This is a genomic window from Cryobacterium sp. TS_SC_7 (genome assembly GCF_056156285.1).
The window spans coordinates 1706420-1718914 of the sequence record NZ_CM149589.1 but is presented as its reverse complement, the minus strand read 5'-3'; the positions used below and the strand labels follow the sequence as shown (position 1 = coordinate 1718914).

The 12495-nt window shown below is 66.7% G+C and carries 13 protein-coding genes; 11 read left to right on the top strand and 2 right to left on the bottom strand.

Features of this window, described 5'->3' with window-relative positions:
- The first annotated feature begins 18 nt into the window (after window positions 1-18).
- The 6 genes from rpmJ (at window position 19) to AC0J5J_RS07905 (ending at window position 4066) form a co-directional block, all read left to right on the top strand.
- Window positions 19-132, top strand: a complete 114-nt coding sequence (rpmJ, locus tag AC0J5J_RS07930; RefSeq protein WP_035834639.1) for a 50S ribosomal protein L36 — start codon at window positions 19-21, stop codon at window positions 130-132.
- A gap of 220 nt (window positions 133-352) precedes the next feature.
- Window positions 353-727 carry a 30S ribosomal protein S13 gene (gene rpsM, locus AC0J5J_RS07925; RefSeq protein ID WP_104100946.1) on the top strand — a complete coding sequence of 125 codons (375 nt, stop codon included), beginning with the start codon at window positions 353-355 and terminating at the stop codon, window positions 725-727.
- Between the two features lie 45 nt (window positions 728-772).
- The gene (rpsK, locus tag AC0J5J_RS07920; protein WP_055821293.1) at window positions 773-1171 is read left to right on the top strand and encodes a 30S ribosomal protein S11; all 399 of its coding nucleotides are present in this window, start codon (window positions 773-775) and stop codon (window positions 1169-1171) included.
- A gap of 184 nt (window positions 1172-1355) precedes the next feature.
- Complete coding sequence (locus AC0J5J_RS07915) at window positions 1356-2348, top strand: DNA-directed RNA polymerase subunit alpha (RefSeq protein WP_134363339.1); 993 nt, start codon at window positions 1356-1358, stop codon at window positions 2346-2348.
- 46 nt (window positions 2349-2394) lie between these two features.
- Window positions 2395-2892: a 50S ribosomal protein L17 gene (gene rplQ, locus AC0J5J_RS07910; RefSeq protein ID WP_474897406.1), complete on the top strand. Its 498-nt coding sequence runs from the start codon at window positions 2395-2397 to the stop codon at window positions 2890-2892.
- Window positions 2893-3022: 130 nt separating this feature from the next.
- Window positions 3023-4066, top strand: a complete 1044-nt coding sequence (locus tag AC0J5J_RS07905; protein ID WP_134424428.1) for a GNAT family N-acetyltransferase — start codon at window positions 3023-3025, stop codon at window positions 4064-4066.
- 42 nt (window positions 4067-4108) lie between these two features.
- Here AC0J5J_RS07905 and AC0J5J_RS07900 read toward each other — a convergent pair whose 3' ends face one another.
- Window positions 4109-6013, bottom strand: coding sequence for an acyltransferase family protein (locus tag AC0J5J_RS07900; protein WP_474897404.1), 1905 nt, complete (start codon window positions 6011-6013; stop codon window positions 4109-4111).
- 190 nt (window positions 6014-6203) lie between these two features.
- On the opposite strand from AC0J5J_RS07900, the gene AC0J5J_RS07895 reads away from it, so the two are divergent.
- The 4 genes from AC0J5J_RS07895 to glmM all read left to right on the top strand — a co-directional run bounded on the left by AC0J5J_RS07895 (window position 6204) and on the right by glmM (window position 9577).
- Entirely contained in the window at window positions 6204-7037 is an 834-nt protein-coding gene (locus AC0J5J_RS07895) for a tRNA pseudouridine synthase A (RefSeq protein ID WP_134424443.1), read from the top strand.
- Window positions 7038-7212: 175 nt separating this feature from the next.
- Window positions 7213-7659, top strand: a complete 447-nt coding sequence (gene rplM, locus AC0J5J_RS07890; RefSeq protein ID WP_134363342.1) for a 50S ribosomal protein L13 — start codon at window positions 7213-7215, stop codon at window positions 7657-7659.
- Between the two features lie 49 nt (window positions 7660-7708).
- Window positions 7709-8194, top strand: coding sequence for a 30S ribosomal protein S9 (gene rpsI / locus AC0J5J_RS07885; protein ID WP_134424430.1), 486 nt, complete (start codon window positions 7709-7711; stop codon window positions 8192-8194).
- Between the two features lie 21 nt (window positions 8195-8215).
- Window positions 8216-9577, top strand: a complete 1362-nt coding sequence (gene glmM / locus AC0J5J_RS07880) for a phosphoglucosamine mutase (protein ID WP_474897403.1) — start codon at window positions 8216-8218, stop codon at window positions 9575-9577.
- 77 nt (window positions 9578-9654) lie between these two features.
- On the opposite strand, the gene coaA is transcribed toward glmM, so the two are convergent.
- On the bottom strand, window positions 9655-10611 hold the full coding sequence (coaA, locus tag AC0J5J_RS07875) for a type I pantothenate kinase (RefSeq protein ID WP_134424432.1): 957 nt from the start codon (window positions 10609-10611) through the stop codon (window positions 9655-9657).
- Window positions 10612-10644: 33 nt separating this feature from the next.
- Here coaA and glmS point away from each other — a divergent pair, with 33 nt between their 5' ends.
- Complete coding sequence (gene glmS, locus AC0J5J_RS07870) at window positions 10645-12495, top strand: glutamine--fructose-6-phosphate transaminase (isomerizing) (RefSeq protein WP_134424433.1); 1851 nt, start codon at window positions 10645-10647, stop codon at window positions 12493-12495.

Here is a 12495-nt window from a genome sequence, read left to right as displayed (position 1 = left end):
CGAATACAAGGACACACCATGAAGGTCAAGCCCAGCGTCAAGAAGATCTGCGACAAGTGCAAGGTCATCCGCCGTAACGGCAACGTGATGGTCATCTGCGAGAACCCTCGTCACAAGCAGCGTCAGGGCTGATCTCGACAGGCTCGACCACCGCGACAGGCTCGTTCACCGCGACAGGCTCGATCACCACGAGCTCGATCACGGCGACAGGCCCGATCAACGTCGAGTCCGTCGAGATGCAACTGAATACAGAAAATAGCAGTGCCGGGAACCCTTCGGGGGGACACCATCGGTTGGAGGCCGATGTACAGGCACTGTTACAGACCTCCACTCATATACAGGAGAAGCCACAATGGCACGTCTAGCCGGCGTTGATATTCCCCGCGATAAGCGCGTGGAAGTTGCACTGACTTACATCTTTGGTGTTGGCCGCACGAGGGCACTCAAGACCCTCGCCGACACTGAAATCGATGGAAACATCCGAGTCAAGGACCTGAGTGACGAGCAGCTCGTCGCCCTCCGTGACTACATCGAAGGAACCTTCAAGGTTGAGGGTGACCTCCGCCGCGAGGTTGCCGCTGACATCCGCCGCAAGGTCGAGATCGGCAGCTACGAGGGCATCCGCCACCGCAAGGGCCTGCCCGTTCGCGGCCAGCGCACCAAGACCAACGCTCGCACCCGCAAGGGCCCGAAGCGCACCGTAGCCGGCAAGAAGAAGGCGCGCTAGGCCTCGGCCCGGCCCGCCTAAGCCTTTAGGATTCAGGAGAAATTCATGGCAGCACCAAAGTCGGCCGTTCGGAAGCCGCGCAAGAAAGAAAAGAAGAACATCGCTGTGGGCCAGGCCCACATCAAGAGCACCTTCAACAACACCATCGTCTCGATCACTGACACCACCGGTGCGGTCATCAGCTGGGCGTCCTCAGGTGGAGTTGGCTTCAAGGGCTCGCGTAAGTCGACCCCGTTCGCCGCACAGCTGGCTGCCGAGTCGGCTGCCCGCCAGGCGCAGGAACACGGCATGAAGAAGGTTGACGTCTTCGTCAAGGGACCCGGATCGGGCCGCGAGACTGCGATCCGCTCGCTCCAGGCCGCTGGCCTCGAGGTCGGTTCGATCAACGACGTCACGCCTCAGGCGCACAACGGATGCCGTCCGCCCAAGCGTCGTCGCGTCTAACCAACCGGCATCTCGCCATCGGCCGGGCCCGTCGCAAGACGGGTCCGGCTGTGGCGGGTCGTGGGGCACCACCCCTTCCTCGTTCGACGATGTGCTCGATTGTCGGGCTTGTCGAGAGACACACAACTCAAAACCTCGCCACGCAAGTGTCATATAGCGGACACTTAGCCGAAAGGAATCAACAGTGCTTATTGCACAGCGCCCCACGCTCACCGAAGAGAACATCTCGGAGTTCCGATCCAGGTTCGTCATCGAACCTCTTGAGCCTGGTTTCGGTTACACCCTCGGCAACTCGATGCGCCGCACCCTGCTGTCCTCGATCCCCGGAGCCGCTGTCACCAGCATCCGGATCGACGGAGTGCTGCACGAGTTCAGCACCGTTCCCGGTGTCAAGGAAGACGTCACCGAGATCATCCTGAACATCAAGGGTCTCGTCATCTCCAGCGAGCACGACGAGCCCATCACCGCGTACCTGCGCAAGCAGGGTGCGGGCCAGGTCACGGCCGCCGACATCTCGGCTCCGGCCGGTGTCGAGGTTCACAACCCCGAGCTCGTCATCGCGACCCTGAACGACAAGGCCAAGTTCGAACTCGAACTGACCATCGAGCGTGGCCGCGGCTACGTGTCGGCCACCCAGAACCGCAACGAGTACTCCGAGGCCGGCCAGATTCCGGTCGACTCGATCTACTCGCCCGTGCTCAAGGTGACCTACCGTGTCGAGGCAACTCGTGCCGGTGAGCGTACCGACTTCGACCGCCTCGTCGTTGACGTGGAGACCAAGTCGGCGATTTCGCCTCGCGACGCCATCGCATCCGCCGGTCGTACGCTGACCGAGCTGTTCGGTCTGGCCCGTGAGCTGAACACCGCCGCTGAGGGCATCGAAATCGGCCCCGCGCCGGTCGATGCCGTGCTGTCGACCGAACTGTCGATTCCGATCGAAGACCTCGATCTGTCGGTTCGTTCGTACAACTGCCTCAAGCGTGAAGGCATCAACAACGTCAGCGAACTGGTCGCCCTCTCGGAGACCCAGCTGATGAACATCCGCAACTTCGGCCAGAAGTCGGTGGATGAGGTCAAGGACAAGCTCGTTGAGCTCGGCCTGTCCCTGAAGGACTCGGTGCCCGGATTCGACGGCGCCCACTTCTACAGCGGCTACGACGAAGAAACCACCATCTAAAGCGGTCTTTCAGACTGACTTTCGACTTTGATACTGGAGATAACCAATGCCTACGCCCACTAAGGGAGCCCGCCTCGGAGGCGGACCGGCCCACGAGCGCCTCATGCTCGCCAACCTGGCCGCATCCCTGTTCACCCACAAGTCCATCAAGACGACCGAGACGCGCGCCAAGCGCCTGCGTCCGGTCGCCGAGCGACTGATCACCTTCGCAAAGAAGGGTGACCTGCACGCTCGTCGCCGCGTTCTCGCCACCATTGGTGACAAGACCGTCGTGCACGAGCTCTTCACCGAGATCGCACCGCAGGTTGCTCTTCGCGAAGGCGGCTACACCCGCATCACGAAGCTCGGTTTCCGCAAGGGCGACAACGCTTCGATGGTTCAGATGGAACTCGTTCTCGAGCCCGTCACCCCGAAGGTCAAGCGCTCCTCCGTCAAGGCTGCGTCCAAGCCTGCCGCGGCAGCGCCCGTTGCCGAGGCTCCGGCCGAGGTCGTCGCCGAGGACGCAGCTGTTGAAGCTGACGTCGTTGACGAGGAAGCCAAGTAAGCATTCACGCGTGCTGAGCGCGGCCTGACGGCCGCGCGAAACACTGAGGGGCCCGACTTCGGTCGGGCCCCTCTTTCGCGCTTCCGCAACCGCCTATCGGGCGTATCGGGCCCCGGCTACCGTATGCGCCATGGAACGCTCGACGCGCACCCCGACCCGTCGCCCGGACACGGCGGCCGGCAGCCGTCTGCCCTCCCACCCGGAGATCGAGCACTGGCGACCGGCCACCCCCGACGACGTCGACGAGTTGTGGCAGTTCACCCGCGCTGTCGGAAAAGCGGACCATCCGCACCACCTGACCACGCGGGAGGGCATCGCGCGGGACTTCGGGCTGTCGTACTTCCATCCGGCGGAGGATTCACTGATCGGCTTCGCCGCCGACGGGACGCTGGCGGCGATGGGCATGGTCATCTCCCCGCCGCACCGCGAGACCCTGGCCCGGTCGATCCTGGTCGGCGGCGTGCGCCCCGGCTACCGTGGGCGGGGCCTCGGCCGGGAGCTGCTCGCCTGGCAGCTGGCCCGGGCCGAACAGCAACTGGCTGCGGTAGCCCCGACGGTGCCCCGCTGGATACTGGCCTACACCGACGAGACCGCGTACCGAAGCGCCCGCCTGTTCCGGCGGATGGGCATGGAGTGCGCCCGCTACTTCCAATCCCTCGAACGACGCCTCGATGAACCGATCCCCGAGGTCGACCTGCCGGGGGACATCCGTGTGGTGCGATTCAGCCCGGTCGTGTCCCGTGCGGCGCATGCGGCCCGCGACTCGTCGTTCCGGGACCACTGGGCGAGCCAGCCTATGAGCGACGAAGCGTGGGATTCGTTCGTGAACTCGCGCATATTCCGACCCGACCTCTCCTATGTGGCCGTTGTGGCCGGCCCCGGCAGCGCCGAGCAGGTCGTGGGCTTCACCATGGCCACCGTCAACGTCGACGACTGGGCGAACCAGGGCTACACCGGCAGCCACGTCGATCTCGTCGGTGTCATCGACGAATGGCGCGGCAAACACGTGGCGCGGGCCCTGCTGGCCCGGCACCTCACCTCGGCGCGAACCGAGGGATTGGCCCGGGCGACTCTGATCGTGGACTCCGAGAGCCCGACGGGTGCGCTGAGCCTGTACCTCGGGATGGGGTTCACCCCGACCACCCGCAGGCTCGCCTTCACGGTGGAGCTCTAGGGAGCCGCACGTTCGCTCGCGGTGCGTCAGCGCGTCAACCGGTCAGGGCATTCGGGGCGGCCGGTGTTCCAGCGGCCGCATCGGGTCGGGCGCACGGTACGCATCCAGTCCGCCGAACGCCGGCGGCGTGTGAGCAAGCCGGTCCAGGGCCGCCCGCACACTCTCGGTATAGATCCGGCCGCCGGTCGGTCCCGGATGGACGTTGTCCCCTGCCAGGAGGTCGGTGTGCGGGGCGATCGCGCCGTGCCAGTCTGCGAGTTCGACCGCGCGATAGCGGCCGGCGAAGGCGACCAGGGCGTCGTTGACGCCTGCCGTCCAGTCGCGCTCGGCGAAGGCCGTGACCAGGACCAGCTCCCGGTCGGGGCCGATCACGGCGCGGATGTCGTCGAGCTGGCTCGCCCGGATCGGCCCGTTCGTGCCGAGTCCGACGACGACCACCGGCCGGAGTGCGCCGGACTCGGCCTGCGCCTTGAGGATGTCGGGGGCGGCGGCCATTCCCCGCGACACCGCCGCGTCGATCGCGATGCCCGGGAACCCTGCCTGCAGCTCGGGCGCGGAAGCCAGCATGACCGAGTCGCCCACGGCCGTGATCCGCTCACCCGCTCCGGCGGACGCGGGCGCGGCGGCGGCCGACCGGGATGCAAGGCGTTCGGCCTGCAGAGCCTGGCGCTCCGCGGCATCCAGCGCCTTCTGCCCGCGTTCGATCTCGCTCTGCGCGCTCGTCTGTTGCGGGGCTGTCACGATCGCCGCAGTCGTACCCCCGGTCAGGAGGAGGCCCGTGACGACGGCCAGGGCCACCCAGCCGCGCCGGTACGGAGAGCGGGCGGCGCGCGTGCGCAGGCGACGGACGCTCCCGCGCACCCCGTTCGATCGCACCGGAACTTCGAGCCAGCGGTACGACGCGCCAGCCGCCAGCAGCGTCAGGGACAGCGCCGGCAGGCCGATGACAATGCTCGTCAGCACGGTCGGTGAGGTGAGGGCCGCCGGCCACAGGGACTGCAGCAGCACAAGCACCGGCCAGTGCCACAGGTAGATGCCGTAGGAACGTTCGCCGAGATAGCGCAGTGTGCCGGTGTCCAGCGCGGCACCGAAGCGCCGCCCCTGCACGGCCGCCCAGATGACGACGGCAGTCAGCAGGCTCACGGCCAGCAGCCCGCCGCGGTAGGTGGCGGCTCCCGTATCGGGCAGCAGGAACGCGGCGACCAGCACCCCGGCCAGAGCGGCCACGCCGAGCCCGGGGCGCCAGCGGCCGAGCAGGGCCGCGAGTCGGGAAACCGGCCGGGCGCCGCCCCCGGAGCGGTGCAGCAGCAGTGCGAGCGCGGCCCCGGTGAAGAGCCCGAAGCTGTGCGTGTCCGAGCCGTAATAGACCCGGGTGGGGTCTCCGGGCTGGTACAGCAGCCCCATCCACAGGGCCGACGCCAGGGCCAGTGCAGAGACCAGGCCGAGCCGCAGCCGGTCGTTCCGCACGAGCAGCAGGGCCAGCAGGGCGAAGGGCCAGATCAGGTAGAACTGTTCCTCCACCGCCAGCGACCACAGGTTGCGGAACAGTTCCGGCGCGGTGGCGCTGAAATAGCTCGCCGACCCGGCGATCGACACCCAGTTGTAGCCGAACGTCGCCGCCCCGATCAGCTGCCAGCCGAGCCCCACCAGCACATCACCCCCGATCAGCCACGCGGCCGTTGCGGCGATCAGAATGAGCGGGATCAGCGGCGGCACCAGGCGCAGCGCCCGGCGCTGCCAGAACCGGCCGAGAGAGATGCGGCCGGTCCTGTCCCGTTCGGTCAGGAGCAGGCCGGTGATCAGGAATCCGCTGATCACGAAGAAGACGTCCACACCGATGAACCCGCCGGGCAGGGCCGCGGGGAAGAAGTGGAACACCACGACCAAGCCCACGGCGATGCCACGCAGGCCGTCGAGACCGGCCAGGCGTTTGGTGGGGACGCTCACGGAGTGCCGGCAAGCGTCAGAGGGCGGGGGCTACAGGTATTCATGACAGGTGGGGACCGAAGTCCGGGTTCTACGATAACCCGGCCCGGAACATACACTTACCTCCGTGATTCTTCCCCCGGCGCCCGACGAGACCCAAGCAGCGGGCACCACCCGGATCAGGCTCGACATCGCTTACGACGGAACCGGCATGAGCGGCTGGGCCACCCAGCCGGGCCTCCGCACTGTTCAGGGCCAGATCGAGGCCGGGCTCGCCGGCATCCTGCACAGCCATCCGCCCACACCGATTCTGACCGTGGCCGGGAGAACGGATGCCGGCGTGCACGCGACCGGGCAGGTCGCCCACTTCGATCTGAACCCCGACCAGGCCGACGGTCTCGTGCGCATCACCCGCGGAAAGGGCCGGCCGCCGACGCCGCTCGCGGTCATGGTGCAACGGCGTCTCGGCGGCATCCTCGTCACCCAGCCGGAAATCGTGATCAAGTCGTCGATTCTGGCCCCGCCCGGTTTCGACGCCCGGTTCTCCGCGCTCTACCGCCGCTATGAATACCGGATCGCCGACTCCGTGGTCGGGCACGACCCGCTGCAGCGCTTCCGCACCACCTGGCACGGGTTCGCCCTCGACGTGGACGCGATGGATGCGGCGGCCGCGACGCTGATCGGCCTGCACGACTTCGCCACCTACTGCAAACCCCGCCCCGGGGCCACCACGATCCGCACCCTCCAAGAGTTCCGCTGGCGCCGTGACCCGGATGGCGTGCTCGTCGCATCCGTTCAGGCTGACGCCTTCTGCCACAGCATGGTGCGCGCGCTCGTCGGGGCGTGCGTCGCCGTGGGGGAGGGCCGTCTGGCCGGGGACCGCCTGGTCGACCTCCGGATCGAGCGGGCCCGGACCAGCGAGTTCAAGGTCATGCCGGCCCAGGGTCTCACCCTGCTCGAGGTCGGCTATCCGGCCGATGAGCTGCTGGCCCTGCGGGCGCGCGAGACCCGCGCACGCCGTGAGCTGATCGACGACACCGAGTAGCGCCGCCCCGAATTGCGCTCGGGAGTCGGTCGCGTTAGTGTTATTCCTTGGTGTCTGTGCGTTGCAGCCAGGCACACGAACGTGAGCCCTCCATCGATCGTGTTCCCTCTCTGGGAACACACCCGGAGCGGGATTCACGAACACCTCCGTTCGAAAACAAGAAAGCAGCACAATAGTGACGCGCACTTATACCCCCAAAGCAAGCGAAGTCCAGCACGACTGGGTCGTCATCGACGCCACCGACATCGTTCTTGGTCGTCTTGCCAGCCACGCCGCCATCCTCCTTCGCGGGAAGCACAAGGCAACGTTCTCTCCGCACATGGACATGGGTGACTTCGTCATCATCGTCAACGCCGAGAAGATCGCCCTCACCGGCAAGAAGCTCGACCTGAAGATGGCCTACCGCCACTCCGGTTACCCGGGCGGCCTCACGGCCACCAACTACTCGGAGATGCTGGAGAAGCACCCGACCCGTGCGGTTGAGAAGGCCATCCGCGGCATGCTGCCGAAGAACACCCTCGGTCGGGCCCAGCTCGCCAAGCTCAAGGTCTACGCCGGCCCGGAGCACCCGCACGCCGCGCAGCAGCCCAAGCCGTACACCCTCGCCCAGGTCGCTCAGTAGCGCCGGCCACCAGACTTTTCGATTCTAAGAAAAAAGGATTCACACCATCGTGGCGAAAATCGCAGATCAGATTGACCAGGCTCCGGAGAGCTACTCGACCGAGACTCCGACCGAGACTGTAACCAAGGCGCCCCGCGCCATCCTCAACGTTCCCGGCGCAGCCGTCGGCCGTCGCAAGCAGGCCATCGCCCGCGTGCGCATCGTCCCCGGCTCCGGCACCATCACGGTCAACGGCCGCGAATTCGGGGACTACTTCCCGAACAAGCTGCACCAGCAGCTCATCAACGACCCGTTCAAGGTGCTCGACCTCATCGGTAGCTACGACGTCATCGCACGCATCACCGGTGGTGGCCCCTCCGGCCAGGCCGGCGCCCTGCGTCTGGGCATCGCGCGTTCGCTGAACCAGATCGACGAAGAGAACAACCGCGCCATCCTCAAGAAGAACGGTTTCCTCAACCGTGACGCTCGTGTCAAGGAGCGTAAGAAGGCCGGACTCAAGAAGGCCCGTAAGGCTCCTCAGTTCTCCAAGCGTTAAGTCGATCGGCACTGTAGACACATGCCTCGACTATTTGGCACGGACGGCGTCCGGGGTCTGGCCAACCGTGACCTTACGGCTGGACTGGCCCTGGGCCTCGCCCAGGCCAGTGCGGCGGTCCTGACTCAGGGCCGCCGCGCGGAGTTGCGTCGCGCAGAGGGCCGTCGGCCCGTTGCGGTGCTCGCCCGGGATCCTCGGATCTCCGGTGAATTCATTTCGGCCGCGGTTGCGGCCGGATTGGCGAGCTCCGGCGTGGACGTGCTCGACGCAGGCGTCATCCCGACCCCTGCGGCCGCATTCCTGATCGCCGATATCGGCGCTGACTTCGGCGTGATGATTTCCGCCTCGCACAACCCTGCTCCCGACAACGGCATCAAGTTCTTCGCCTTCGGGGGCACCAAACTTCCCGACGACGTCGAAGACCGCATCGAAGAGCACCTCGAGCTCGACATGCTCACGCCTGTCGGCGGCAACGTCGGCCGGATCAGCCGCTTCGCCGATGCCGAGGACCGCTACGTCGTGCACCTCCTCGGCACCCTGCCGAACCGCCTGGACGGCATTCATGTCGTACTCGACTGCGCGCACGGCGCCGCCGCCGGCGTGTCCCCGCAGGTCTTCACGGATGCCGGAGCCACGCTCACGGTCATCGGCGCCGACCCCGACGGCAACAACATCAACGACGGCGTGGGTTCGACCCACCTCGACAACCTCGCCCGCGCCGTGATCGAAGCCGGCGCCGACGTCGGAATCGCCCACGACGGCGACGCGGACCGCTGCCTGGCCGTCGACCGCGACGGCAACATCGTCGACGGCGACCAGATCATGGCGATCCTCGCGGTGTCGATGGCCGAACGCGGCGTGCTGAAAGACCGCACCCTCGTGGCTACAGTGATGAGCAACCTCGGTCTGCGCAAGGCCATGGCCGCCAACGACATCCGCATGATCGAGACCAAGGTCGGCGACCGCTACGTTCTCGAAGAACTCAACATCGACGGGCTCTCGCTCGGCGGCGAACAGTCCGGCCATGTCATCATGACCAAATTCGCCACGACGGGTGACGGCATCCTGACCGGGTTGCACCTGGTCGCCGAAATGGCCCGCACCGGCAAGACCCTGGCCGAGCTGGCCTCGGTGATGACGGTCTTCCCGCAGATCTTGGTCAACGTTCGTGGTGTCAATCACCACGGGCTGAACGCCGACGAGGTCATCGCGGAGGCCGTGCGCGCCGCCGAAGCCGAACTGGGCGACACCGGGCGGGTACTCCTGCGACCGTCGGGCACCGAGCCCATGGTTCGGGTCATGGTCGAAGCGGCCGATCAGGGCACAGCAGACCGGCTCGCCAACGAGCTGGCCGACATCGTGCGGCGGCAGCTCACCCTCTAGCCACCGCGAGCGCGCCCGTTCCGGTCGAGAGTGACCGGCGGAGCGGTCACTCTCGACCGGAACGGGCACTGCGCAGGTCAGACCTTGCGGAGCAGCACCTTGGACACGGCGTGGTTGGCGTCCTTGCGCAGCACGAGAGTGGCGCGGGAGCGTGTCGGCCGGATATTGCGCAGCAGGTTGGGTTCGTTGATCTCAGTCCAGATCTCCCGCGCCCGGCTTCGCGCCTCGGGCTCGGTCATACTCGCATACCGGTGGAAGTACGACTTCGGGTTGCTGAACGCGCCGCGCTGCAGGTTCAGGAAGCGCTCCTCGTACCAGCGCGCGATGTCCTGGGTGCGGGCGTCCACGTAGACGGTGAAGTCGAACAGGTCGCTGACGGCCAGGCCGTGACCCGGCCCGGGAGGCTGCAGCACATTGAGGCCCTCCACGATCAGGATGTCCGGCTGGCGCACGACGATCTGGGCGTCCGGCACGATGTCGTAACTCAGGTGGGAGTAGAACGGTGACCGCACCTCCGCGGCACCGCTCTTGACCGCGGCCACGAAGCGCAGGAGGGCCCGGCGGTCATATGACTCGGGGAAGCCCTTGCGTTCCATCAGGCCCCGTCGGTTGAGTTCGGCGTTGGGCAGCAAAAAGCCGTCGGTGGTGACCAGTTCGACCCGTGGAGTGTCTTCCCAGCGGGCGAGCAGCTCGCGCAGCAGCCGGGCGATGGTGGACTTGCCGACCGCGACCGATCCGGCGACGCCGATGACGAACGGCGTGCGCTGGGCCCGCTCGCCGAGGAAATCGCTCGTGGCCCGGTGCAGTTGCCGGGCGCCGGCGGCGTACAGGTTCAGCAGGCGACTGAGCGGCAGGTAGACATCCGTGACCTCATTCAGGTCGAGCGGCTCACCCAGCCCCCGCAGTTGCACGATCTCGGTCTCTCGCAGCGGGAGCCGGGTGGTCGGCGCGAGGGCGGCCCAGTCTGCCCGGTCCAGTTCGACGAAGGGAGTGCTGTGGCCGTTGTTCCAAGGACTCGCAACCGGATCGGACATTCCACCGAGCTTACTCGGACTAAAATCGAATCCATGTGTGGAATCGTGGGATACGTCGGAGACAACAAGAGTGTTCAGGTCTTGATGGGAGGACTTCGTCGGCTGGAATACCGGGGGTACGACTCGGCGGGCATCGCCGTCATCGACGGCGAGGGTACCCTCAACACCGCCAAGCGTGCCGGCAAGCTGGCCGTTCTGGCCGCGGAACTCGAGGCCCACCCGATCAATAACGGGAACACCGGCATCGGGCATACCCGGTGGGCGACCCACGGTGCGCCGAACAACCTGAACGCGCACCCGCATCTGGGTGACAACGGAAAGCTCGCGGTCATCCACAACGGCATCATCGAGAACTTCTCCACGCTGAAGGACGAACTCCTCGCCGAGGGGTTCAGCTTCGAGAGCGAGACCGACACCGAGGTCGCGGCCATCCTCCTCGGACGTGAATACCAGCGCACGGGTGACCTGGGCGAAGCGTTCCGCGCGGTCGTCTCCCGCCTCGACGGTGCATTCACCCTGCTGGCCGTGCACCAGGACCAGCCCGGCGTCGTCGTCGGCGCCCGCCGCAATTCCCCGCTCGTGATCGGCCTGGGGGACGGGGAGAACTTCCTCGGCTCCGACGTCGCCGCTTTCGTCGAGTACACCCGCCGGGCCGTGGCCATCGGCCAGGACCAGATCGTCACAATCACGCCTGACCTCGTCACCGTCACGGATTTCTTCGGCAACCCGGTCGAAACGGAAGAGTTCGACATCGCCTGGGACGCCTCCGCGTCGGAAAAGGGCGGCTGGTCCAGCTTCATGGCCAAGGAAGTCTCCGAACAGCCGGACGCCGTCGCGAACACGCTCCGCGGCCGCATCGCGGGTGCAGCCGTGGTCGTGCCGGAATTGACGGCCTTCGGTGATGACGCGCTGCGGGACATCCGCCGCATCGTCATCGTCGCGTGCGGCACCGCGTCGTATGCCGGCCAGGTCGGCAAGTATGCCATCGAGAAGTGGACCCGCATCCCGGTCGACGTCGAGCTCAGCCACGAGTTCCGCTACCGCGACCCGGTGCTCACCGCAGACACCCTGGTCATCTCGATCAGCCAGTCCGGCGAGACGATGGACACCCTCATGGCCGTGAAGTACGCGCGGGACGCCGGCGCCAAGGCAATCTCGATCTGCAACACCCAGGGTGCCACCATCCCCCGCGAGTCCGACGCTGTGATCTACACGCACGCCGGACCCGAGGTGGCCGTCGCCTCGACGAAGGCGTTCGTCGCCCAGATCACGGCGCTCTACCTGTTCGCGCTGCACCTGGCGCGCGTGCGCGGAAGCCTGTCCGAGGCCGAGCAGGCGGAACAGGTCGTCGAGCTGCAGGGCATCCCGGCGAAGATCGCGACCACCCTGCTTCAGGAATCGACCGTTCACGAACTCGCCAACTGGATGAGCGACACCCGCGCCGTCCTCTTCCTCGGCCGCCACGTCGGCTTCCCGATCGCCCTGGAGGGTGCGCTCAAGCTCAAGGAGCTGGCCTACATCCACGCCGAGGGTTTCGCCGCCGGCGAGCTCAAGCACGGCCCGATCGCGCTGATCGAGCCCGGCCAACCGGTCTTCGTCGTCGTGCCGAGCCCGCGCGGCTCCGCTCACCTGCACCCCAAGGTGGTCTCCAACATCCAGGAGATCCGCGCCCGCGGCGCGCGCATCATCGCGATCGCCGAAGAGGGGGATGTCGCGGTGCTGCCGTTCGCCGATACCGTCATCCGCATCCCGCTGGCATCGCCGCTGTTCGAGCCGCTGCTGGCCGTCGTGCCGCTGCAGATCTTCGCCATGGAACTCGCCACGGCGAAGGGACTCGACGTCGACCAGCCGCGCAACCTGGCGAAGTCGGTCACGGTCGAGTAG

Bases quoted from the DNA above. Each gene is read 5' to 3' on its own strand.
- rpmJ (WP_035834639.1), top strand. From the start codon at position 19: ATGAAGGTCAAGCCCAGCGTCAAGAAGATCTGCGACAAGTGCAAGGTC.
- rpsM (WP_104100946.1), top strand. From the start codon at position 353: ATGGCACGTCTAGCCGGCGTTGATATTCCCCGCGATAAGCGCGTGGAA.
- rpsK (WP_055821293.1), top strand. From the start codon at position 773: ATGGCAGCACCAAAGTCGGCCGTTCGGAAGCCGCGCAAGAAAGAAAAG.
- rplQ (WP_474897406.1), top strand. From the start codon at position 2,395: ATGCCTACGCCCACTAAGGGAGCCCGCCTCGGAGGCGGACCGGCCCAC.
- AC0J5J_RS07905 (WP_134424428.1), top strand. From the start codon at position 3,023: ATGGAACGCTCGACGCGCACCCCGACCCGTCGCCCGGACACGGCGGCC.
- AC0J5J_RS07895 (WP_134424443.1), top strand. From the start codon at position 6,204: ATGAGCGGCTGGGCCACCCAGCCGGGCCTCCGCACTGTTCAGGGCCAG.
- glmM (WP_474897403.1), top strand. From the start codon at position 8,216: ATGCCTCGACTATTTGGCACGGACGGCGTCCGGGGTCTGGCCAACCGT.
- coaA (WP_134424432.1), bottom strand. From the start codon at position 10,611: ATGTCCGATCCGGTTGCGAGTCCTTGGAACAACGGCCACAGCACTCCC.
- glmS (WP_134424433.1), top strand. From the start codon at position 10,645: ATGTGTGGAATCGTGGGATACGTCGGAGACAACAAGAGTGTTCAGGTC.